Annotated in this window: 24 protein-coding genes, 2 pseudogenes and 1 riboswitch; of the genes and pseudogenes, 6 read left to right on the forward strand and 20 right to left on the reverse strand. The window is 67.9% G+C overall.

Annotated elements, in window-relative coordinates:
* The 6 genes from gcvPB to Q0379_RS06925 all read right to left on the reverse strand — a co-directional run.
* Positions 1–1,591 (reverse strand): aminomethyl-transferring glycine dehydrogenase subunit GcvPB (gene gcvPB, locus Q0379_RS06900; RefSeq protein WP_299006161.1); only part of this gene is annotated, 1,591 nt, incomplete at its 3' end.
* On the reverse strand, positions 1,588–2,934 hold the full coding sequence (gene gcvPA / locus Q0379_RS06905; RefSeq protein ID WP_299006164.1) for an aminomethyl-transferring glycine dehydrogenase subunit GcvPA: 1,347 nt from the start codon (positions 2,932–2,934) through the stop codon (positions 1,588–1,590). The genes gcvPB and gcvPA, both read right to left, overlap by 4 nt.
* An 86-nt stretch (positions 2,935–3,020) precedes the next feature.
* Positions 3,021–3,404 (reverse strand): glycine cleavage system protein GcvH, encoded by a 384-nt coding sequence (gene gcvH, locus Q0379_RS06910; RefSeq protein ID WP_299006223.1) that lies wholly within the window; start codon positions 3,402–3,404, stop codon positions 3,021–3,023.
* 4 nt (positions 3,405–3,408) lie between these two features.
* Positions 3,409–4,536 carry a glycine cleavage system aminomethyltransferase GcvT gene (gcvT, locus tag Q0379_RS06915; protein WP_299006166.1) on the reverse strand — a complete coding sequence of 376 codons (1,128 nt, stop codon included), beginning with the start codon at positions 4,534–4,536 and terminating at the stop codon, positions 3,409–3,411.
* A gap of 136 nt (positions 4,537–4,672) precedes the next feature.
* A riboswitch (glycine riboswitch) is annotated at positions 4,673–4,763 on the reverse strand.
* A gap of 75 nt (positions 4,764–4,838) precedes the next feature.
* Positions 4,839–6,641 carry an arginine--tRNA ligase gene (gene argS / locus Q0379_RS06920; protein WP_299006169.1) on the reverse strand — a complete coding sequence of 601 codons (1,803 nt, stop codon included), beginning with the start codon at positions 6,639–6,641 and terminating at the stop codon, positions 4,839–4,841.
* Entirely contained in the window at positions 6,638–7,321 is a 684-nt protein-coding gene (locus Q0379_RS06925; RefSeq protein ID WP_299006172.1) for a Tat pathway signal sequence domain protein, read from the reverse strand. Before Q0379_RS06925 ends, argS begins: the two co-directional genes overlap by 4 nt.
* Before the next feature lie 144 nt (positions 7,322–7,465).
* Between Q0379_RS06925 and ispH the strand changes: the two genes are divergently transcribed.
* The 4 genes from ispH (at position 7,466) to Q0379_RS06945 (ending at position 10,418) form a co-directional block, all read left to right on the forward strand.
* A complete protein-coding gene (gene ispH, locus Q0379_RS06930; protein ID WP_299006175.1) occupies positions 7,466–8,425 on the forward strand; it encodes a 4-hydroxy-3-methylbut-2-enyl diphosphate reductase in 960 nt (319 codons plus the stop codon).
* A 42-nt stretch (positions 8,426–8,467) separates the two neighbouring features.
* Positions 8,468–9,421 (forward strand): homoserine kinase, encoded by a 954-nt coding sequence (gene thrB, locus Q0379_RS06935; protein ID WP_299006179.1) that lies wholly within the window; start codon positions 8,468–8,470, stop codon positions 9,419–9,421.
* Positions 9,418–9,867: a ribonuclease HI gene (gene rnhA, locus Q0379_RS06940; protein WP_299006182.1), complete on the forward strand. Its 450-nt coding sequence runs from the start codon at positions 9,418–9,420 to the stop codon at positions 9,865–9,867. Before thrB ends, rnhA begins: the two co-directional genes overlap by 4 nt.
* 71 nt (positions 9,868–9,938) lie before the next feature.
* Positions 9,939–10,418 (forward strand): recombinase family protein, encoded by a 480-nt coding sequence (locus Q0379_RS06945; protein WP_299006185.1) that lies wholly within the window; start codon positions 9,939–9,941, stop codon positions 10,416–10,418.
* A 145-nt stretch (positions 10,419–10,563) separates the two neighbouring features.
* Here the strand turns inward: Q0379_RS06945 and Q0379_RS06950 are convergent, their stop codons facing one another.
* Genes Q0379_RS06950 through Q0379_RS06970 form a run of 5 tightly spaced genes read right to left on the reverse strand, consistent with a single transcriptional unit; the run spans position 10,564 to position 14,288 of the window.
* Entirely contained in the window at positions 10,564–11,325 is a 762-nt protein-coding gene (locus Q0379_RS06950) for an ABC transporter permease (RefSeq protein WP_299006188.1), read from the reverse strand.
* Complete coding sequence (locus Q0379_RS06955) at positions 11,322–12,305, reverse strand: ABC transporter ATP-binding protein (RefSeq protein ID WP_299006191.1); 984 nt, start codon at positions 12,303–12,305, stop codon at positions 11,322–11,324. The genes Q0379_RS06950 and Q0379_RS06955 overlap by 4 nt, the downstream gene beginning before the upstream one ends.
* Positions 12,306–12,360: 55 nt before the next feature.
* On the reverse strand, positions 12,361–12,822 hold the full coding sequence (locus Q0379_RS06960) for an NfeD family protein (protein WP_299006193.1): 462 nt from the start codon (positions 12,820–12,822) through the stop codon (positions 12,361–12,363).
* A gap of 4 nt (positions 12,823–12,826) precedes the next feature.
* Entirely contained in the window at positions 12,827–13,813 is a 987-nt protein-coding gene (locus Q0379_RS06965; RefSeq protein ID WP_299006195.1) for an SPFH domain-containing protein, read from the reverse strand.
* Between the two features lie 31 nt (positions 13,814–13,844).
* Positions 13,845–14,288, reverse strand: a complete 444-nt coding sequence (locus Q0379_RS06970) for a TIGR02301 family protein (protein WP_299006197.1) — start codon at positions 14,286–14,288, stop codon at positions 13,845–13,847.
* 149 nt (positions 14,289–14,437) lie between these two features.
* Between Q0379_RS06970 and Q0379_RS06975 the strand changes: the two genes are divergently transcribed.
* Positions 14,438–14,647, forward strand: a complete 210-nt coding sequence (locus Q0379_RS06975) for a hypothetical protein (protein ID WP_066684114.1) — start codon at positions 14,438–14,440, stop codon at positions 14,645–14,647.
* A 68-nt stretch (positions 14,648–14,715) separates the two neighbouring features.
* Positions 14,716–15,474 carry a Crp/Fnr family transcriptional regulator gene (locus Q0379_RS06980; protein WP_299006200.1) on the forward strand — a complete coding sequence of 253 codons (759 nt, stop codon included), beginning with the start codon at positions 14,716–14,718 and terminating at the stop codon, positions 15,472–15,474.
* Here Q0379_RS06980 and Q0379_RS06985 read toward each other — a convergent pair.
* From Q0379_RS06985 to Q0379_RS07025, 9 genes and pseudogenes are all read right to left on the reverse strand, one after another.
* Positions 15,471–16,436, reverse strand: a complete 966-nt coding sequence (locus Q0379_RS06985; RefSeq protein WP_299006203.1) for a nitronate monooxygenase family protein — start codon at positions 16,434–16,436, stop codon at positions 15,471–15,473. The two genes, Q0379_RS06980 and Q0379_RS06985, sit on opposite strands and share 4 nt — an antisense overlap.
* Positions 16,437–16,519: 83 nt before the next feature.
* A complete protein-coding gene (locus Q0379_RS06990) occupies positions 16,520–16,657 on the reverse strand; it encodes a hypothetical protein (RefSeq protein WP_201723055.1) in 138 nt (45 codons plus the stop codon).
* A 138-nt stretch (positions 16,658–16,795) separates the two neighbouring features.
* Positions 16,796–17,578 (reverse strand): SDR family oxidoreductase, encoded by a 783-nt coding sequence (locus Q0379_RS06995; protein ID WP_299006209.1) that lies wholly within the window; start codon positions 17,576–17,578, stop codon positions 16,796–16,798.
* Positions 17,579–17,640: 62 nt separating this feature from the next.
* Complete coding sequence (locus Q0379_RS07000) at positions 17,641–18,402, reverse strand: site-2 protease family protein (RefSeq protein WP_299006226.1); 762 nt, start codon at positions 18,400–18,402, stop codon at positions 17,641–17,643.
* Between the two features lie 200 nt (positions 18,403–18,602).
* A complete protein-coding gene (locus tag Q0379_RS07005) occupies positions 18,603–19,025 on the reverse strand; it encodes an NUDIX hydrolase (RefSeq protein WP_299006214.1) in 423 nt (140 codons plus the stop codon).
* The gene (locus tag Q0379_RS07010; protein ID WP_299006217.1) at positions 19,022–20,083 is read right to left on the reverse strand and encodes a patatin-like phospholipase family protein; all 1,062 of its coding nucleotides are present in this window, start codon (positions 20,081–20,083) and stop codon (positions 19,022–19,024) included. The genes Q0379_RS07005 and Q0379_RS07010 overlap by 4 nt, the downstream gene beginning before the upstream one ends.
* 9 nt (positions 20,084–20,092) lie before the next feature.
* Positions 20,093–20,890: a 3-hydroxybutyrate dehydrogenase gene (locus Q0379_RS07015; protein WP_299006220.1), complete on the reverse strand. Its 798-nt coding sequence runs from the start codon at positions 20,888–20,890 to the stop codon at positions 20,093–20,095.
* Between the two features lie 100 nt (positions 20,891–20,990).
* A pseudogene (locus Q0379_RS07020) lies at positions 20,991–21,122 on the reverse strand (peroxide stress protein YaaA); the annotation flags it as partial.
* A gap of 21 nt (positions 21,123–21,143) precedes the next feature.
* Positions 21,144–22,025: pseudogene (locus Q0379_RS07025) on the reverse strand (hypothetical protein); the annotation flags it as partial.
* Positions 22,026–22,086 lie beyond the last annotated feature (61 nt).

Consider the following 22,086-nt stretch of genomic DNA (forward strand, 5'->3'; position numbering starts at 1 on the left):
CGCCCACGCAGCGCAGACCGTCGCCGAACGCGTTGCCCAGGCCGCCCGCCAGTTGCGTCGTGCCTTGGAAGTAGAGACCCGGACCGTTCGGCACGCCCGAACCGCTCAGCACGAGCGTGTCGTTCGCGACGCTGACCGAGCCGTTGCCTTGCAGGTGACCACCGTTGGCATTCAACGAGTTCGCGCAACCGTTGCCGGCCGCGCCGTTGTCGACATTGATGGTCGCGGCGCTGGCAAGATTGACGCTGCCCGCCAGGGTGCCGGTGTTGCTGCCCTGCAAGGCGCCGGCGCCGCCATCACCCACGCCGCGTTCCTCGGCGACAACGTGCCCATGGCCCTGTGCGATCGGCGCGACGGGAGCTACTACGCGGTGCTCGATCACGGCCACTTCGGCGTGAAGCTCCACCGCTCCAGCGACGAGGGCCGCAGCTGGACCGAGATCGCCGTGCCCGCCTACCCGCCCGACCCCACCCGCCTCGAGCTGTCCCTGCCGCGCCTGCTCGCCATCATCCACGACTGCGCCCCCGCGGCCGTGCTGACCACCACCGGCCTGATGGCGGCCCTCGCCGGCGTGCTCGACCAGGTCGAAGCCGTCGCCGTCATGGACCAGCCAGGGCGTCGGGGCGAACGGCGCCAGGGCCTCCGACAGCACCACCGGACCCGCGCCCGGCCCGCCGCCGCCGTGCGGCGTCGAGAAGGTCTTGTGCAGGTTGATGTGCATGGCGTCGACGCCCAGGTCGCCCGGGCGCACCCGGCCGACGATGGCGTTGAAGTTGGCGCCGTCGCAGTAGAAGTAGGCCCCGGCCGCGTGGGTCAGGCGGGCGATCTCGACGACGTCGCGCTCGAACAGGCCGCAGGTGTTGGGGTTGGTGACCATGATGGCGGCCACGTGGTCGCCAAGCTTGGATTCCAGGTCCTTCAGGTCGACGCGGCCGTCCTCGGTCTGGGCGATCTCGACGACGGTGTAGCCGACGAAAGCCGCCGTGGCCGGGTTGGTGCCGTGGGCGCTGGTCGGGGCCAGCACCGTCTTGCGGTGGCCATTGCCGGCCGCCTCGTGAGCGGCGCGGATGGCGAGCAAGCCGCACAGTTCGCCGTGGGCGCCGGCCTTGGGCGACAGGGCGACGGCGGGCATGCCGGTCAGGGTCTTCAGCCAGTGGGCCAGGCGGTCCATCAGCTGCAGGGCGCCCTGCACCGTCGAGATCGGCTGCAGCGGGTGGATGTCCGAGAAGCCCGGCAGGCGCGCCATCTTCTCGTTCAGGCGCGGATTGTGCTTCATCGTGCACGAGCCCAGCGGATACAGCGCCAGGTCGATGGCGTGGTTCTTCTGGGACAGGCGCACGTAGTGGCGAACCGCTTCCGGCTCCGACAGGCCCGGCAGACCGATCGGCTCGGAGCGCAGCAGGCCAGCCAGATCGCTGGACGGGGCGGCGGCGTCGGGCAGATCGACGCCGGTCTTGTTCCAGCCGTCCAGTTCGAAGATCAGGGCCTCGTCCTGCAGCAGGCCGCGAGCGCCCGTCAGGGTCGCGTGGGCCACGGGCGCGTCATTCGCGGCTTCGGGGCGCGTGGGGCGGCCGACGTTGTTCATGCTCATTGGCCCACCACCTTGGTCAGAAGCTTGGTCAGGAAAGTGATGTCGACGTCCAGCGTCGTCTCGGTCGCGGCGACCAGCAGGACGTCGTCCAGGCCCGCGCCCGCGTCGAGGCGCGAGAACGGCACGCCCGCGATGACGCCATGGCTGGCCAGGGTCTCGACCAGCTCGGCCGCCTTGCCCGGCACGCGAACGGCGAACTCGTTGAAGAAGCGCGGGGTCAGGATCTCATAGCCCGGAAGGGCCGCCAGGGCGTCGCGCAGCGCGACCGCCTTCTGGTGGTTCAGCGCGGCCAGCTTGCGCAGGCCGGTCTCGCCCAAGAGGCTCATGTGAATCGAGAAGGCCAGGGCGCAGAGGCCGCTGTTGGTGCAGATATTGGAGGTGGCCTTGTCGCGGCGGATGTGCTGCTCGCGGGTCGAGAGCGTCAGCACGAAGCCGCGCTTGCCGTCGGCGTCGACCGTTTCGCCGCACAGGCGGCCCGGCATCTGGCGGACGAACTTTTCCTTGCAGGCGAAGAGGCCGACATAGGGGCCGCCGAAATTCAGGCCGTTGCCGATCGACTGGCCCTCGGCCACGGCGATATCGGCGCCCATTTCGCCGGGCGACTTCAAGAGGCCGTACGAGACCGCCTCGGTCGTCACCACGATCAGCAGCGCGCCGGCGGCGTGGGCGGCCTCGGCGATCTTCGTCACGTCGGTGACCGTGCCGAACACGTTCGGGGTCTGGACGACGACGCAGGCGGTGTCGGCGTCGATCGCGGCGATCACCGCGTCCTCGGCGTCGATGGCCGCGGGCATGCGGGTCGTCTGGACGCCGGCGGCGTGGGCCAGGGTCTCGATCGCCCCGACATAGTGCGGGTGGACGCCGCCCGACATCACCGCCTTGTTCCGGCGGGTGACGCGCTGGGCCATCATCACGGCCTCGGCCGCGCCGGTCGAACCGTCATAGAGCGAGGCGTTGGCGACCTCCATGCCGGTCAGGGCCGCGACCTGAGTCTGGAACTCGAACAGCACCTGCAGGGTGCCTTGGGCGATTTCCGGCTGATAGGGCGTGTAGCTGGTCAGGAACTCCGACCGCTGGATGATGTGGTCGACCGTGGCCGGCACGTGGTGGCGATAGGCGCCGGCGCCGCAGAAAAACGCCCCCTCGCCCGCCGCGCGGTTGCGCTTGGCCAGGGCGGCCATCTCCCGCTCGACTTCCAGTTCGCCGACATGGTGCGGCAGGTCGACCGGCTTATCGCGGCGGGCCGAGGCCGGCACGTCCACGAACAGGTCGTCGATCGACTTCACGCCGATCACGCCGAGCATCTCGGCGCGGTCTTCGGGGGTCAGGGGGAGATAGCGCATGCTTTTAAATCCGCTCATCCCCGCGGAAGCGGGGACCTAAGCTGAGGTTGCCGCTGGGTCCCCGCTTCCGCGGGGATGAGCGGGGTTTAGAGCGTGGCCAGGAACGCTTCGTACGCGTCGCGGTCCATCAGGGCGTCGACCTCGGCCGGGTTTGCGAGCTTGATCTTGGCGAACCAGCCGCCGCTTTCCGGCAGGGCGTTGACGGTCTCCGGAGCATCGGCGAGCTCGGTGTTGCCTTCAACGACTTCGCCCGACACGGGAGCGTAGACGTCCGAGGCGGCCTTGACGCTCTCGACCACCGCCAGGCCGTCGCCCTGCTTCACGGTCTTGCCGGCTTCCGGAACCTCGACGAACACCACGTCGCCCAGCTGCTCGGCGGCGTAGGCGGTGATGCCGACGGTGGCGACGTCGCCCTGAACGACGACCCATTCGTGATCTTTGGTGAAGCGCATCTGTGTCGGCCCTTGGATGAGATTAGAGTTTGCGGACGTAACGGTTCGGAACGAACGGGCTGGCGACCACCTCGGCGGCGGCGGACTTCCCGCGAACGATTACCTTCAACTTCGTCCCGAGCGCGGCGTAGGCCGGGGGAGCGAAGCCGATGGCGATGGGGTATCCGAGCGAGGGCGCGAAGCCCCCGCTGGTGACCTTGCCGATCACGGCCCCGGTCTCGTCGGCGATCTCGGCGCCTTCGCGGGCCGGAGCGCCTTCGAGCACCCGCAGGTTCACGCGGACGCGCGTGAGCTCGCCGGCCAGTTCCTTGGAAATGCGAGCCGCGCCCAGATAGTCGCCAGCCTCGCGGCGCGACTTGCCGACGGCGAAGTTGAGGCCCGCCTCGATCGGCGAGACGGTCTCGTCCAGGTCGTGGCCGTAGAGCGGCAGGCCCGCCTCCAGGCGCAGGCTGTCGCGGGCGCCCAGACCGATCGGCTTGACGCGTTCGTCGGCTAGCAGGGTGTTCCAGACGCGCTCGGCGGCGTCGGCCGGGATCGAGATCTCGTAGCCATCCTCGCCGGTGTAGCCCGAACGGGAGATGATCGCGTCGACGCCGAAGGCGGTCAGGGCCTTGGCGTCCATGAACACCATCTGGGCCGCTTCCGGGACGTGGGCGGCCAGCACGGCGGCGGCTTCCGGACCTTGCAGCGCCAGCAGCGCGCGGTCCTCGAGACGGGTCACCGTGGCCTCGCCCGCCAGCTCGCGGGCGATGATGGCGTAGTCGTTGTCCTTGCAGGCGCCGTTGACGACGACGAACAGGCCGTCCTCGTCCGGGCGCGCGGTCATCAGGTCGTCGACGATGCCGCCCTGAGCGTTCAGCAGCACGCCGTAGCGCTGCTTGCCGGGCTTCAGGCCCTGGTAGTCAGCCGAGACGACCTTCTCGAACGCCTTCGCCGGGTTCTCGGCGCGGATGCGGGCCTGGCCCATGTGCGAGACGTCGAACAGACCGGCGTGCTCGCGGGTCCACAGGTGCTCTTTCAGCACCCCGTCCTTGTACTGCACCGGCATGGAATAGCCCGCGAACGGAACCATGCGCGCGCCCGCCGCCACGTGGGCGTCGAAGAGCGGGGTCTTCTTGAGATCTTGGTCGGACAACGCGATGGGCTCCAAACGAGGTCGGCGACAGGACCGGCTTCCGCCGGTTGGTCGCGCCCCCGCTGTCCCTTGGGCCTGAGAGATTCCGGGACGCGCGGTCCCTTGCTCCTTCGGCGAGCCGCCCTTTCGGGAGGCCTCTTTCCAGCGTTCCTAAACTCGCGCGGTCCTTTTGCCTGAGCGTTTCCGGGGCGGTTGCGCCTTCGGCCTCGGGAGCGAATCCCGATGTCTCCCGCGAGGGTCCTCGGCTCAATGCGGGAGCCGAGGTCGAGAGTCAACGGCCATCTCCCCTCCCCCTTTCCCAGAGGAAGGGGTGGACGTCACATACGCTCCGGCGCCTCGATGCCCAGCAGATCCAGCGCCAGCTCCAACTGGCGCAGGGTCGTCTCCGCCAGCGCCAAGCGCGAAGCGCGCAGGGCGTCGGTGTCGGCGCTCATGATCGGGCAGGCGGCGTAGAACTTCGAGAACGACTGAGCCAGCTTGTAGGCGTGCTCGGCGACGAAGTTCGGGGCCTTCTTGTCATAAGCCTCCTGCAGCGCGCCCTCGAAGGCGTCGAGCAGCATGGCGAGGTCCCGCTCGGCCTGCTCGCCGATGACGATCTCTCCGGCCGTGGCGCCGGCCTCGGCGGCCTTGCGCAGCACGCTCTTGATGCGCACCGACTGGTACAGCAGGTAGGGGCCCGTCTTGCCCTCGAAGCTGGTGAAGCGATCGAGGTCGAAGACGTAGGACGTGCCGCGGAAGTTCTGCAGGTCGGCGAATTTCAGGGCCGCGACGCCGACCTTGTGGGCGGTGTCCTCGAACTGCTCCTCGGAGAGCTCGGCGCCCAGGCCGGCTTCGCGCAGGCGCTCGCGGGCCTTTTCGCGGGCCATCTCGATCAGGTCGTGCAGCTTCAGGACGCCGCCGGCGCGGGTCTTGAACGGCTTGCCGTCCGTGCCGTTCATGGTGCCGAAGCCGATGTGCTCCAGCGAGCCCTCCTCGGCGTAGCCGGCGAGATAGGCGGCGCGGAACACCGTCTCGAAGTGCAGGGCCTGGCGCTGGTCGACGCAGTAGAGGATCAGGTGCGGGTCGAACGACTGGCGGCGATCCAGGATCGTGGCGAGGTCGGTCGTGCCGTACATGGCCGAGCCTTCCGACGAGACCACCAGCAGCGGCGGCACGTCCTGCTTGTCGTCCTCGCGGGCGACGCGGACGATGCGGGCGCCCTGGTCCTCGACCAGCAGGCCCTTGGCCTCCAGCTGGCCGACCATCGGCTCGATCAGGTCGTTGACGTCGCTCTCGCCCTTCCAGAGGTCGAAGTCGACGCCCAGGGCGTGGAACTCGCGCTCCAGGGCCACGCGGCTGACCTTGACGAAGTGGCTCCACAGCACGCGATAGCCGTAGCGGCCGTTCTGCAGCTCGGCGGTGGCCTTGCGGGCGCGCTCCTTGAAGGCCGCGTCTTCCTTCTGGCGCAGCGAGGCGGCCGGGTAGATGCGATCGAGGTCTGCCAGGCTGATGCGGGCGTCGAGCTCGGCGTTCAGCGCGGCTGCGTCGGCCGGATCGGCGTCGGCGGCGGTGTCGGGCAGCTTGCCGACCAGGGCGGCGATCTCAGCGTCCTCGTCGAGGATGGCGCTGATCAAGAGGCCCATCTGGAAGCCCCAGTCGCCGAAGTGGGCGTCGCCCAGCACCTCGTCGCCGCGGAAGCGGTACAGGCGCTTGATCGACTCGCCGATGATCGAGGCGCGCAGGTGGCCCACGTGCATCGGCTTGGCGACGTTCGGCCCCGCATAGTCGATCAGCACGCGGCGCGGCGCGTCCAGCACCTGGGCGCCCGTGCGGGCGTCGGCGGCGATCTCGCGGGCGCGGACCGACAGGGCCTCGTCGCTGACCCGCAGGTTGATGAAGCCGGCGCCGGCGATCTCGACCGAGGCTAGGCGGGGGTCGCCCTTCAGGGTCTCGACGACCTGCGTGGCGATTTCGCGCGGATTGCGCTTGGCGCTCTTGGCCGCCGCGAGGGCGCCGTTGCACTGGAAATCAGCCAGGTCGGGACGGTCGGACGCGGTGACGCGTCCGAACTCGGGAGGAAGTCCGGCGGCCTGGAACGCGGCCGAAGCCGCCTCGCTCAAGGACCGCTTCAAATCGTTCATTGCTTGGTGGAAGTCCCTGGTTGAACCTGACCGGCCTGGACGCGGAAGCGCTTGCCGTCACGGTTGAAGGCCGCCATTTCCGGCGTCACGTCGAAGCCGATCAGCACTTCGAAATTGCCGCCGCTGACCTTGGCGTCGGCGCGCGGGATGGTGATCTGCTCGATGGTCTCGGTCGTGTAGACGCGATCCTGGCCGGCCGGGAAGGTCACGGGCAGGTCGAAATATTCCTTGGCGATCACGGCCTGGTTTCGCTCGGTCACGGCGACCCAATAGCGGTAGACGTGCTTGTCGCCTTGCGCTTGCGGGCCCCTGCCCAGCTGGAACAGGGCCTCGACGCGGATCCTGATCGGCTCGTCGCTCTTGTAGGCGCAGCCGGAAGCGAGGTTCTGGATTTCGCCAGTGAAACCGGCCTGCGCGGCCGACTCCTTGCCGTCCTTGAACTCGACGTAGCGGCTGGCGTCGTACAGCACCTTCACGAACGGACACGGGCCGGCGTTACGCAGCTGCTGCAGCGGCGCCTTGGGCTGGTTCCATTCCTCGTCGCGCTTCTTCTTCTTGGCGGCCTGATCGTCGTCGCCGCCCTGGTCGCCGCGCGACTGGGCGTAAGCGGTCGTCGCCGTGGTCGCGGCGATCGAAACGGCCATCAGGGCGCTGAGGGCGAGCGTGAAGGTGCGGCGCATGAAACGTCCGGTGCAAAGACAAAAAAGAGCCAAGCGGAGCCACGGGCCCCATCGGCGTCATGCAGCCTGATAAAGGCATATGCGTGACGTCGCAACGACGCAGACTCCTGGCGCCCGGCGGCCAGAACCACTAGTTTTCGCGCCATGAACGCCCAGACCCCGATCCGTCGCCCGATCTCGCTGCTGCTGGCCAGCCCGCGCGGGTTCTGCGCCGGCGTCGATCGCGCCATCCAGATCGTCGAGCGCGCCGTCGAGAAGTTCGGCGCGCCGGTCTATGTCCGCCACGAGATCGTCCACAATCGCCACGTCGTCGATCGGCTGAAGGCCATGGGCGCGGTGTTCATCGAGGAGCTCTCCGAAGCGCCCGACGACCGCCCGGTCGTGTTCTCGGCCCACGGCGTGCCCAAGTCGGTGCCGGCCGAGGCCAAGTCGCGCGAGATGATCTATCTCGACGCCACCTGCCCGCTGGTCTCGAAGGTCCACGTCGAGGCCCAGAAGCACTACGACGCAGGCCGCGAGATCGTGCTGATCGGCCATGCCGGCCATCCCGAGGTGATCGGCACCATGGGCCAGCTGCCCGAGGGCGCGGTCACCCTGATCGAGGACATCGACGACGCCGCCGCCTGGATCCCGAAGGACGCGAGTAACGTCGCTTTCCTGACCCAGACCACCCTGTCGGTCGACGACACCGCCGAGATGGTCGCCCTGCTGCGCGAGCGCTTCCCCGGCATCGCCGCGCCGCACAAGGAAGACATCTGCTACGCCACGACCAATCGCCAGGACGCGGTCCGCCGCCTGGCCGAACAGGCCGAGCTGGTGCTGGTCGTCGGCTCGAAGAACTCCTCGAACTCAGTGCGCCTGAAGGAGGTCGGTCTGAAGGCCGGGGCCCGCGAGGCTCACCTGATCGACGACGCCTCCGGCATCGACTGGAGCTGGTTCGACGGCGTCTCGCGCATCGGCCTGACCGCCGGCGCCTCGGCCCCGGAGGACCTCGTGCAGGGCGTCATTGACGCCATCGCGGCGCGGTTCGATACGACCGTCGAGGAACTGGTCGAAGCCCGCGAAACGATCACCTTCAAGTTGCCGCGGCTTCTGACGGCCTAGGGGAGCCTTGACCGGACGCGCCGCGTCGCGCATCCCCGCGTCATGGCCGTCTATACCGACATCACCGACGACGAACTCGCCGCCTTCCTCGAGGGCTATGACCTGGGCGCGCCGCTGGCGTTCAAGGGCATCGCCGAGGGCGTGGAGAACTCCAACTTCCTGCTGGAGACGGAGAAGGGTCGCTACATCCTGACCGTCTACGAGCGGCGGGTGAAGGCCGAGGACCTGCCCTATTTCCTGAACCTGCTGACCTGGCTGGCCGACAAGGGCTATCCCAGCGCCCGGCCGATCGCCGACCGGCAGGGCCGCACGCTGTCGAGCCTGCGCGATAAGCCCGCCGCCATCGTCGAGTTCATGTCGGGCCTGTCGGCGCGCAAGCCGACCGTCGCCCACTGCCGCGAAGCGGGCGAAGGCCTGGCCTGGCTGCACCTGGCCGGCGAAGGCTATCCCGGTCGCCGCGCCAACGACCTCGGCCAGAGCGCCTGGGCGCCGCTGTTCGCCAAGCACCGCAAGGCCGCCGAGGACCTCAAGCCCGGCCTCGCGGCGACGATCGACCAGGACCTGGCGCAGCTGTCCTTGATGTGGCCGCGCAACCTGCCCAGCGGCACGGTCCACGCCGACTATTTCCCGGACAACGTCTTCTTCCAGCCGAACGGCAAGTTCGCCGCGACGATCGACTTCTATTTCGCCTGCGACGACGCCTACGCCTACGACCTGGCCGTCACCCTGAACGCGTGGTGCTTCGAGGCCGACGGCAGCTTCAACATCACCGCCGCCAAGGCGCTGCTGAACGGCTATGAGCGCCGCCGCCCGCTGAGCCCGGCGGAGAAGGAAGCCCTGCCGATCCTGGCGCGCGGGGCGGCCATGCGCTTCTTCCTGACGCGCCTGGCCGACTGGGGCGCGACGCCGGCCGGCGCGCTGGTGAAGCCGAAGGACCCGCTGGAATACGAGCGCAAGCTGGCCGTCCACCGCGAGGGCCTCGTGCTGTTCGCATGACGCCGAAGGTCACGATCTATACCGACGGCGCCTGCAAGGGGAATCCGGGCCCGGGCGGCTGGGGCGCCATCCTGTTCTATGGCGACAAAAAGAAGGAAATCTGCGGCGGCGAGCCGGGGACGACCAACAACCGCATGGAGCTGATGGCCGCCATCCAGGCGCTGGAGCTCCTGAACCGCCCCTGCACGGTCGAGCTGCACACCGACAGCCAGTACGTCATGAAAGGTATCCAGGAATGGATTCGGGGCTGGAAGGCGCGCGGCTGGAAGACGGCCGACAAGAGCCCGGTCAAGAACGATGACCTCTGGAAGCGCCTGGACGCCGCGCGCTCACGCCACGACGTCGACTGGCGCTGGGTCAAGGGTCACGCCGGCCATCCGCTGAACGAGCGCGCGGACGAGCTGGCGAACCAAGGCCTGCGCGAGGCCAATCCTCGCTTCGGCTAGACGCCGCGACCAACTGTGGACGATCGCGAAATCCGCTCGCCAGGGCGCGCCCCGTCTGCGAGTCAGCCTGCATGAAATTCGTCGGCTATTACCGCGTCCCACCCGCGCCGGGGGTGTTCTTCAGTCCCGCCCAGGAGGAGCGACTGCTGCTGCTGGGCTGCGAGCAGGTGTTCAGCGATCGCTGCCTGGCCTCGGGCGTGGTGCGGCCGGGGCTGGAGCGGGCCCTGGAGGCGCTCGAACCCGGCGGCGTCCTAGCCGCGCCTAGCCTGCACGCGCTGGGCGGCGATCTCGTGGCGGTGCTGGACGCGATCCTGAAGCTGCGTGCTCGCGATCTGCACCTGGTTGTCCAGCAGCCCGAGATCGACACCCGCGCGGATCCGGGCTTCTTCGACGCCTGCCAGGCGTTGACCGCCTTCAACGGCGAGCGCGGCATGATCCGCCGGGCCGAAACCGCCCTGGTCGCCAAGGGCGCCAAGGCGGGCGGTCTGAAGGGACTGAAGGCGCCGCCCCCGGTCGAGGCCACCGACGACGATCAAGACGAGGAAGACTAGACCAACGCCCTTCCTCTCGTGTCATCCCGGCCGAAGCGAAGCGTAGAGCCGGGACCCAGGGGGTGACGAAATGCTGTGCGCGCCGCCCCTGGGTCCCGGATAGCCTCTACGAGGCTTCCGGGATGACACTGGGGTTTCCAGCTCCCTAGACCTTCAGGCGGTAGCCGGTGCGGAAGATCCACCAGACGGCGCTGAGACACACCGCTAGGAACACCGCGGTCATGCCCAGGCTGATCCCGACGCCGACGTCCGACTGGCCATAGAAGGCCCAGCGGAAGCCGCTGATCAGATAGACCACCGGGTTGAACAGGGTGATCTTCTGCCAGATCTCCGGCAGCATCTTGATCGAATAGAAGCTGCCGCCCAGGAAGGTCAGCGGCGTGACGATCAAGAGCGGCACGATCTGCAGCTTCTGGAAGTCGTCGGCCCACACCCCGATGATGAAGCCAAAAAGGCTGAAGGTCACCGAGGTCAGGACCAGGAACAGCAGCATCACGAACGGATGGGCGATCTCGAACGGCACGAAGATCCGCGCCGTGGCGAGGATCAGCAAACCGAGGCAGATCGACTTGGTCGCCGCCGCCCCGACGTAGCCGGCCACCGCTTCGTACCAGGCGACGGGGGCCGAGAGCAGCTCGTAGATCGTGCCGGCCCACTTGGGCATGTAGATGCCGAACGAGGCGTTGGAGATGCTCTCGCTGAGCAGCGACAGCATGATCAGGCCCGGCACGATGAAGGCGCCGTAGCTGATCCCGTCGATGGCCTGCATGCGCGAGCCGATCGCCGAGCCGAACACCACGAAATAGAGACTGGTCGACAGCACCGGCGAGATGACGCTCTGGGCCAGGGTGCGGAACCACCGCGCCATCTCGAATTTGTAGATGGCCTTGATCGCGAAGAGGTTCATTGCGGCGCCCTCACCAGGCTGACGAAGATGTCTTCCAGCGAGCTCTGGTCGGTCTTCAGGTCCTTGAACTCGACGCCCTGCTCGGACAGGCGCTTGAGCAGATCGGCGACGCCGGTGTCCTCGGCCTGGCCGTCGAAGGTGTAGACGAGATCGGCGCCGTCGTTGGCGAGGGCCAGGGACGGATCAGACAGGCTCGCCGGCAGGGCCGCCAGCGGCTCCTTCAGGTGCACGGTCAGCTGCTTCTTGCCGAGCTTGCGCATCAGGACGGTCTTGTCCTCGACCAGAATGATCTCGCCCTTGTTGATCACCCCGATCCGGTCGGCCATCTCCTCGGCCTCCTCGATGTAGTGAGTGGTCAGGATGATGGTGACGCCGCTCTGGCGCAGCGCGCGGACCATCTCCCACATGTCGCGGCGCAGCTCGACGTCGACGCCGGCGGTGGGCTCGTCCAGGAACAGGATTGTCGGCTCATGGCTTAGCGCCTTGGCGATCATCACGCGGCGCTTCATGCCGCCCGACAGCGCCATGATCTTGCTGTCCTTCTTGTCCCACAAGGAGAGGTCGCGAAGGATCTTCTCGATCAGGGCGTCGTTGCGCGGCTTGCCGAACAGGCCGCGCGAGAAGCTGACCGTGGCCCACACCGTTTCGAAGGCGTCGGTGTTCAGCTCCTGCGGCACCAGGCCGATCTTGGAGCGGGCGGCGCGATAGTCGCGCACCACGTCGTGACCGTCGGCGAGCACCGCCCCCTGGCTGGGATTGACGATGCCGCAGATGATGCTGATCAGCGTGGTCTTGCCCGCGCCGTTGGGCCCCAGAAGGGCGAAGATCTCGCCCCTGCGGATGTCGAGATCGATGGTCTTCAGCGCCTGGTGGCCTGACGCATAGGTCTTGTTCAGACCCTTTACCGAAATGATGGAAGTCACGCCGTCTCCCTCAAAGCGTGAAGCGGATGCGACCGACCGGTCGCTCGCGGCACACATGGTGCGGCGATGCGCCAATAACAGGGGCGAGCGCCGTCTTTTGTCAGCAATCCGTTCAGTGGACGACCGGACGGACCTTCAGCACCGCGCCGTCGACGCCGGTGACCACCACCGTCTGGTCGAGCTGAGGCGCCGGTTCATCGGCTTCGGCGGCCCAGTCCTTGCCATCGACGAACACCCGGCCACGGCCTTGCTCAAACGTCGCCATCACCTGACCGTGCTGGCCGACGAGGCGTTGCAGCGGGTCATTGAGGTCGGGACTGGTGGGCTCCAGCACCGGACGCAGGAAGCGCCTGGCCAGATAGGTCGAGGCGATGGTCAGGGCGGCGAAGAGACCAGCCTCGATCACCAGACCGGGCCGCAGCGCTTCGGCCAGCAGGCCGACGACGAAGGCGCTGGCGGCGGGCCACAGCAGCCAGCCGGTGCCCGTCGCCACCTCGATCGCCAGGAACAGCGCCGCCACGGCCAGCCAGGGCCAGAACGGATGCGACGCATAGAGGCTTTGGACAGCGCCCATGACCTTAGGCTCCGCGCTTGCCGCCGGTCGGCGTGCTGGTGGTCGTCGAGCTCGCGCGCGGCGTCGCGGTCGGACGCGGCGCGTCGGCGCCCAGGCTCTTGATCAGTTCGCCGACGCCCGCGACGGTCCCGGTCAGGCCGGCGAAGTCGGCCGGCACGATCACGGTCTTCTGCTGCGGGCTCCTGGCCAGCTCGCCGAAGGCTTCGACGTACTTCTGGGCGATGAAGTAGTTGATCGCGTTGACGTCGCCCTTCGAGATCGCCTCCGACACGAAGGCCGTCGCCTTGGCCTCGGCCTCGGCCTCTCGCTCGCGCGCCTCGGCGTCGCGGAAGGCGGCCTCGCGACGGCCCTCGGCCTGCAGGATGGCCGACTGCTTCTGGCCCTCGGCGCGGGCGATCTGGGATTGCTTCTCGCCTTCCGCCTCGGTGATCACCGCGCGCTTCTCGCGCTCGGCCTTCATCTGGCGGGCCATGGCGTTGGTGATGTCCGGCGGCGGGGTCAGGTCCTTGATCTCGATCCGCGCGACCTTGACGCCCCACGGGCCGGTGGCGTGGTCGATGGTCGACAGCAGGCGGGTGTTGATCGCGTCGCGCTGCGAAAGAACCTCGTCCAGCTCCATCGAGCCGACGACGGTCCGGAGGTTGGTCTGGGCCAGCTGGGTGATCGCGTAGATCAGGTTGTCGACGCGATAGGCCGCCGCGGCGGCGTCCATGACCTGGATGAAGACGATGGCGTCGACCTTCACCGACACGTTGTCCTTGGTGATGACCTCCTGCTGCGGGACGTCCAGCACCTGCTCCATCATGTTGACCTTGCGCCCGATCGTCTCGACGAACGGGGTCAGGATGCTGATGCCGGGTTTCAGGGTCCGGGTGTAGCGGCCGAACCGCTCCACGGTGAATTCGCGCCCCTGCGGCACGATCTTGATGACGCTGGCGACCAGCACGAAGGCCAGGACCAGCAGGATCAGAACAACTATCGAGACGCCCAAGACGCCCTCCTCCACAACCTTGTGGTTGAGGTTAGCGCGCTGCTTCGCCGTCCGCCACGGAATCCGGCGCCGGCGGATCGCGACGGACCTGGATCGTCGATTGCGAGAGTTTCAAGGCCAGGGCCTGGCCGCGCCGGGCCGCCTGGGCCTCGGCCTTGTGGCTGGCCTCATCGCAGGCGGGATACTGCCCGCGCCGCGCGACGAAGCCGGCGTTGAAGCGCTCGCGCAGCTGGGTCTCAAGGGTGGGTCCCGGGCGCTCGACCTGGACGAGGCGCATCATCCGCGCCCGCCAGAACTGGTCGCCCTCGCCTTCGCAGGCCTGACGCAAGGCGTGGCTCTCGCCCAGCGCATAGGCCAGTTCCAGCAGGCGCTGGCGCTGGTCGGCCGGGCGATCCTGCGCCACCGCGGCGCCGGCGAGCGCGGCCACGAGAAGTCCTGAGAAGAGCTGGCGGAACATGCCGTTGGTTATCGCCAATCAAAGGCCGCCTTGTCACCCGACCACGGACAAATCTTCGCCGCCTTGGGGATAAAGAGTCCACCGGTGTCAAAAAAGCGTTGGCGATAAAGGACTTGCGATAATCGTTAATCGGGGGTTCCCTGTGGATACTGCAAGGAGGTCTACCCATGACTGAGGTGCATTACGGCGTTGTCCGCGTTGGAGACCACTGGTCGATCATCGGCGACTACCTGCGTTTCGGCGCTTACGAGACGCGCGATGCGGCGAGAGCCGCAGCGCTCCGACTGGCCGAACACCCTGCGGGCCTGGGCCTTCCGGTCGTCATGCACGAGCAGGAAGACGACTGGGTCCTGCCTCACCCCAGGACGCTCAGCTAAAGGGTCTTTGGAGGACATCGGAAACTAAGCCGTGAGCTGTGCGCTTAAGCACGGTCACGGAGGTTTCCATGTCAGCTGCCGCCCGCCTTTCCCGGGGAGCCGCCGGGAGCGAAGACGCCCCGCCGTTTTCCGCCAACCGCCTGCTGGCCGCCCTGCGGCCCGAGGCGCTGGAAGCCCTGTCGCCCTATCTGATCCTGGTCGACCTGCCGCAGGATGAGGTCCTGTTCGACGCCGGCGAGGACGTCGAGCACACCTACCTGCCCTGCGGTCCGACCCAGGCCTCGCTACTGGTCGTGACCTCGGACGGCCAGGAGATCGAGGCCGCCAGCATCGGCCACGAGGGCGCGATCGGCGGCATGGTCAGCGCCGGCTTCAAGCCCGCCTATGGCCGCGCCGTGGTGCGCGTGCCAGGCCACGCCTTCTGCGTCCCCACCGCGCGGCTGGAGGAGGTCAAGAACCGCTCGGCGGTCGTGGCGGACCTGTTCGACCGCTACGCCGACGTCTTCATCGCCCAGATGATGCAGGTCGCCGCCTGCAACGCCCTGCACCCGATCGAGCAGCGCGCCTGCCGCTGGCTGTTGTTCGCCCACGACCGCTCGGGCGACGAGCCGATCCGCCTGACCCAGGAGACCCTGGCCCAGATGCTGGGCGTGCAGCGCACGACGATCAGCGCCGTGGCGCGCAGCCTTCAGGACGCCGGCCTGATCCATATCGGCCGGGGCCGCGTGGAGGTGCTGGACCGACCAGGCCTGGAAAAGCGCGCCTGCGAGTGCCACGACGCGGTCGAGGCCCATTTCCGCCGGATCCTGCCAAAGGTGGCGGACTAGATCCGATAAGCGTTCGCCCGGTCCATCGCCGCCTCGGCCTCGGCCATCAGTCGGCGGACGATGTCGCCGGCCGGGGGCGCGTCGTGAATGCCGCCGGCGCTCTGGCCCATGGCGAAGCAGGACTTGTCCGCATCCAGCCCCTCGATTTGGCCGCCGATACCGCCCATCGCGCCGTTGCGGATGGAAACCATGGCCTGTTGCGGGAACGGCTGGATGTCGGCGGGCCGCGCCTCCCACTCCTCGACATAGGGGTTCTTCTTCACCCGCATGGGCTTGCCCGAGTAGCAGCGGGTGCGAACCGTGTCCTCGTCGGACGCCTCGATCACGGCCTGGCGATAGAGGTCGCCGGCGTGCGCCTCTGCCGAGGCGATGAAGCGCGTGCCCATCCAGACGCCTTGCGCGCCCAACGCCAGGGCGGCCGCGAGGCCCCGGCCGTCATACAGCCCGCCGGCCGCCACGACCGGGATCTTCACCGCCTCCACCGCCTGGGCGACCAGCGGCAGGGTGCCGACGAGCCCCGTATGTCCGCCGCCCTCGCCGCCCTGGCAGATGACCGCGTCGCAGCCGGCGTCCTCCGCCTTCACGGCGTGCTTCACCGCGCCGCAGACCACCATCACCTTGAGGCCAGCGGCCTTGAGCCGCGCGATGATCGGCGATGGAACGCCCAGGCCGGCGATGAAGGAACTGGCGCCCTCCTCGATGATGACCTCCACGCTGGCCGTCAGGGCGTCGGGGGTGGCGGCCAGCAGGTCGACGCCGAATGGCTTGTCGGTCAGGGCCCGAACCTCGCGCATCTGGCTGCGGATGAAGTCCGGCGAGGTTCCGGCCATGCCCAGCACGCCGTAGCCCCCGGCGTTGGACACCGCCGCCGCCAAGGGCGCGTAGGAGACGCCGCCCATGCCGGCCAGCAGGATCGGGTGTTCGATATCCAGAAGATCGCAGAGCGGCGTATGCAACCCCATGCCCGTTCCTCCCTCGTTTTCCGGAAGGATCAGGGCGGGGCCGCCGTCTCACAAGCCTGCCGCGAGGGCAGGCGGGCCTATCGCTAGTCTCGCTTGACCAGCGCAGTCTCGACGTCCGTGTCGTGCGTCCAGAAGCAGGCCATCATGCCGGTGAAGGCCAGGGCCAGCATCATCAGGAAGCCGCGCGGCGGCGCCAGGCTGACAACGTCTTGGGGCGTCATCGTTCTCTCGTTTCCTCGTCGGCGCCCAAATCTGATGTTCAGGCTGCCAGACGAGAAGCTTCTCACCGCCGCGCCGGTTCCGCAAGACCCTGTTTTCAAAAGGGTTTTATTGGACGGAAGAGTCCAAGAAACGAGGTCCTAGAAGATCGAGTATCCGCCGTCGATGACGATCGTCGTGCCCGAGTGGTAGCTTGAGGCGTCCGAGGCCAGATAGACGGCCATGCCGCCGAAGTCCTCGGGCTCGCCCCAGCGGCGGGCGGGAACGCGCGGAATGACCTTCTCGGCGAAGGCGCTATTGCCCTGCGCTCCGGCGGTCATGTCGGTGGCGATCCAGCCGGGCAGGATGGCGTTGGCGCGGACGCCGTAGCGGGCGTGCTCGACAGCGACAGACTTGATCATCGAGATCACCGCGCCCTTGGTGGCGGCGTAGGCCTCGTTCCTGGCCGCGCCCTCGATGGCGGCCAGCGAGGCGATCCCGACCAGCGAGCCGCCCGGATCCCCGGCCTTGGCGCGCTCGACCATGTGACGGCAGGCCTCGCGCAGGGTGAAGAAGACGCCGTCCAGGTTCACCGACAGCACCTTGCGATAAACCTCGGTCTTCATCTCGATGAACGAAGGCGAGCCGTAGCCGATGCCGGCGTTGGCGAAGACGGCGTCGACCCGGCCCATGGCGGCGACGGCCTCTTCCATGCCCTCGGCGACCTGGGCTTCGTCGGAGACGTCGACCGTCTGGGCCTTCACCCGCACACCCAGCCGGGTGAGTTCCTGCTCGGCGGCCTGGTTGCGTTCGGGGTTGGAGCCCCAGATGACGATGTCGGCGCCGGCCTGCGCCATCGCCTTGGCCATGCCGAGGCCGATGCCGCGATTGCCGCCGGTGACCAGCGCCACCTTGCCCGATAGATTGAACGGCGCGTAGGCCATGGCGATCCTCCCCTTGTCGTCTTGAACGCTTGTTTGAAGGGGAGGCGATCAGGCCTCGAAGGTCAAGACCCCCAGAAGTGGAAGGTCCGCCATCCGTCGCCGATCGCCGTCCGCGGCACGCCCAGCAGATCAGTGACCGTCAGAGCCGCCTTGAAGATCAGGTCGCTGACGCCAGGAACGAAGAAGATCAGGGCGAACAGCAGCAGGACGCCGATCCGCTCGACCTTGATCATCGCCGCGCGGAAGCGGTCGGGCAGGAACGGCCGGAGGACGCCATAGCCGTCCAGGCCTGGGATCGGCAGCAGGTTCAGCACGAAGGCGGTCGCCTGCAGGAAGGCCAGCAGCGCCAGGGCGTGGCGCAGCGGCGGCGAGGCGACGAACGGCAGGGCGGCGGCGATGACGATCAGCACGACCAGCGTCCCCAGCGGTCCCGCCAGAGACGCCAGCGACCGCCAGCCCCGCGAGCGCATCAGGTCCTCGCGCAGATAGACCGCCCCGCCCGGAAAGCCGATCCCACCCAGGGCCAGGGCGATCAGCGGAATGACGATGGTGGTGGCCAGGTCCGAGTACTTCAGCGGATCGAGGGTCAGATAGCCCTTCTCGACGATCGTGTGGTCGCCGGCCTTGTAGGCCGTCAGGGCGTGGCCGAACTCGTGGATCCCGACGCTGAACACCCAGGCCGCGGCGACGAAGGCGAAGGTGATGACGCCGACGGGCGGGACCCCCGCGGCGACAGCCCAGCCCAGGCCTATGCAGGCGGCCAGCAGGATTAAGGCGTTGGGGCTGATGGAGAAGCGGGGCGCGGGGGCGTCGATCAGGGTCATGGGAGAGATGTCGGGGACCTTGGCTTTCAGCGCAAGCCATCCGCTAGGTTCGAGCAAGACCACCTTTTCAGTGTCATCCCGGCCGTAGCGAAGCGCCGGGACCCAGGGGCGAGCGGCGGTGCGGCGGCCCCTGGGTCCCGGATAGCCTCTGCGAGGCTTCCGGGATGACACGAGATTTTAGGCGGGAGGCGCTTTCGCCCTTAACCCCCGAACCGCTCATACGCCTCGGCGATCACCCGCCGCGTCTCGTCCCACTCCACCAGGGCCATCGCCTCCTCGCGGGAGACGAACCGCGCGTCCGCCGCGTCGTCGCCGGCCACGGGCTCGCCGCCGGTCCAGCGGGCGGCATAGTCGATCAGCACGTAGTGCCGGGTGATCTCCCCACCCGGCCGCGCCGGAAACACGCCATCGATCACGTCGATCAGTCCCAGAAGCTCGGCGTCGACGCCGGTCTCTTCCTTCAGCTCGCGCAGCGCGGCGTCGGCGGTCGTCTCGCCCCACTCCAGCCGTCCGCCCGGCAGGCTCCACTGGTTGAGGCGCGGCGGCGTCCCGCGCTTGATCAGCAGCACCTCCTCGCCGCGCAGGCAGACGACCCCGACCGTCGGCACGGGATGGAGGCTCACGGGAAGCCGACCTTCAGGTCGATGCTGGACTTCACGCCGATGCAGGTCCCGCAATCGGCCAGCCAGGCGTCGGCGGCGGTCCGCCCCCGTTCCTTCAGGTCGCTGAGGAAGCTCCACTCGGTGTTGAACTTGGTCGACAGCGACAGGTCCGCCAGCGGCTTGTCGGCGGTGATGGCGTGGACCAGCATCTTGCGATAGCGGCCCCGCGCATTGTCCTTCAGCAGCCCCTCGTCCAGCAGCTTCTGCACGAAGCCGATGGCCCGCAGCTCCGAGGCCAGGGAAGCATTGAAGGTGATCTCGTTCAGCCGGTCCATGATCTCGCCCGGCGTCTTGGGTGTCTCCTCGCGGACGAACGGATTGAGGCTGACGATCAGGATGTCGTCGGGCGTGTCCTCGTAGAACAGCGGCCACAACGGCGGATTGGCCAGGAAGCCGCCGTCCCAGTAGGGCTCGCCGTCGATCTCGACCGCCTGGAACAGCTGCGGCAGGCAGGCGCTGGCCATGATGTGGCGCGAGGTCAGCTCGGTCTCGCGGAAGATCCGCGCCTTGCTGGTGTGGATCGCGGTGGCCGAGATGTAGAGCTTGACGGGCGAGCGCTCGCGCAGCTGCTCGAACCGGACCTCGGCCTCCAGCAGGTCATGCAGAGGGTTCAGATTGAACGGGTTGAACTCGTAGGGACTGAACGACAGGGCCAGGGTCTCGGCCATCCGCCAGCCGGGCGTGTTCTTCCACCAGTCAACGCCGCCGGAGAAGGCGCTGGTCCAGATCGAGGTGTCGCCGAACACGTTGCGACCGCCCTGGCGATTGACCTGCTTCCAGAACGATTCCAACCGCGCCTTGGCCCCGGCCTTGCCGTCATCGAGCATACCCTGGGCCAGGCAGACGGCGTTCATGGCGCCGGCCGAGGCGGCGGTGACGGCCTGGATCTCCAGGTCCGGTTCCTCGAGCAGGCGGTCCAGCACGCCCCACTCGAACGCCCCGTGCGCGCCCCCGCCCTGCAGCGCCAGGCTCAGGGCCTTGCCGGTCGGCTTCTTGCGGGTGAAGGGCGGGATGGGCACCCGCCGAGCCTATTGCGCGACCCAGCCGCCGTCGACCTGGAAAGCGGCGCCGTTGGCCGAAGCGCCGGCGTCCGACACCAGGTACAGCAGCATGCCCGCCAGCTGCTCGAAGGTGACGAAATGCTTGGTCGGCTGGGCGGCCAGGATCACGTCCTTCATCACCGCCTCTTCCGAGATGCCGCGCGCCTTGGCCTGGTCGGCGATCTGGGCCTCGACCAGCGGGGTCTTCACGAAGCCGGGGCAGATGGCGTTGCAGGTGATCCCGTGGGTGGCGACCTCGAGGGCGACCGTCTTGGTCAGGCCCATGATCCCGTGCTTGGCCGCGACATAGGCCGACTTGAACGGCGAGGCGATCAGGGCGTGGGCCGAGGCGATGTTGACGATCCGCCCGCGGCCCTGCTCCTTCATGATCGGCACCGCCGCCTTGGTGGCGTGGAAGGCCGAGGACAGGTTGATCGCGATGATCAGGTCCCACTTGTCGTCCGGGAAGTCCTCGACCGGCGCCACGTGCTGGACCCCGGCGTTGTTCACCAGAATGTCCAGCTCGCCGAACTCGGCCTTGGCGGCCCGGACCATGTCGGCGATCTCGATCGGCTTGGTCATGTCGGCGCCGTGATACAGCACCTCGACGCCGTGCTTTTCGGCCATTTCCGAGCGGGCGCGCTCGATGGCGTTCATCTCGCCCAGGCCGTTCATGACGATGTTGCAGCCCTGAGCCGCGAGCGCGTCGGCCAGGGCGTGTCCGATGCCGCTGGTCGAGCCGGTGACGATGGCGACCTGACCCTGCAAACCGAAATCGACGGCCATGCGCGCGCTCCCTGAAGTGCTGCCCTATCGCGTGTTGCGGTGCAGCATATAGCTCGCCCTTGCGAAGGGCGAGCGCTTATAAATTCATCGATAGATGAATTCAGGGCTGCGGGCGAGCGAAAACCCAGTCGGTCTCTGTCGAAAGGTTCGGCTTGAAGGCGTAGCCGTCCAGATCGAAACCCTTCAGCCCTTCGGCGCGGTCGATCCGGTTGTCGATGATGTAGCGGGCCATCTCCTGTCGTATCGGTTCGTCCTGCGGACCCTCCAGTACGACCTGGGCTGAACTTCGGATGACGCCGAGCGGATTGCGCAGGTCATGGGCAAGGGCGGCAAGAAGCTGCCCGACCGAAGCCAGTTTCTCCCGGCGGATCAATTCATGCTGTTGAGATCGGATCGTGCGGAGGTTTTCTTCCAAGACGACTCGCATGGCGGCGAAAGTTGCGGCCAGGTCCTCGATCTCATCGCCCGTTCGGTACTCGTGCGGTAGGGCCGGGATGGCCGGTGGGGGAGCGTCGGGGCGTTCCGGTGTGGCCAAAGTGAGGCGTAGTCCTTCGGCTTCGCGTTGCAGTGCCGTGATGGGTTTGACGATGCGTGAGCCGACGACGAAGCCGAGGCCCGACAGCACGATCACCAGGCCAAAGCCGATCATGCCCACGGTCAGCAACAAGGAATAGATCGGCGCGTAGGTTTCTTCCGGCGCCTGGCGGATAAAGGTGTACCACCGATTCCCATCGAGACTGGAGGGGGTGAGAGCGTGGCTGAATCGGACCGGTGCGGCCCCGACGATCGCATCGTGACCGCCGTGGGCGTCGTCGTCCGCGACCAACCACAGGGGATGATCCGTGGCCAACCGGCTCATGAGGCCTGATGGAATCAGGTGCGCGGTAGGCGGGAGTACCGGACAGATCAACGGGGTTCCCTGGGTGTCGAGGAGCATGGCATGACCGGTGTTCCCGATATGGATCGGGAGGATCATGTGCGTGAGGAGGCTGCGATGGACTACGACGTCGACGATGCCGATGGTGGTCCCGCTTGGATCGCCGACGAGAGGCACGGCGATGTGAAACACGGCCTCGCTGTTCCGCGGGTCAGGAACCACGGTGCTCACATAAGCCATGCCTGGTTTAGCCTGCATGGCTTCGCGCCACCAGGTCTGGTCGTCCTGTCGCGCCGTGAGTGTCGGATCGGTGGATGCG

Origin of the sequence: uncultured Caulobacter sp., from assembly GCF_937900395.1 — a bacterium.
In the GTDB taxonomy this organism is placed as follows: domain Bacteria; phylum Pseudomonadota; class Alphaproteobacteria; order Caulobacterales; family Caulobacteraceae; genus Caulobacter.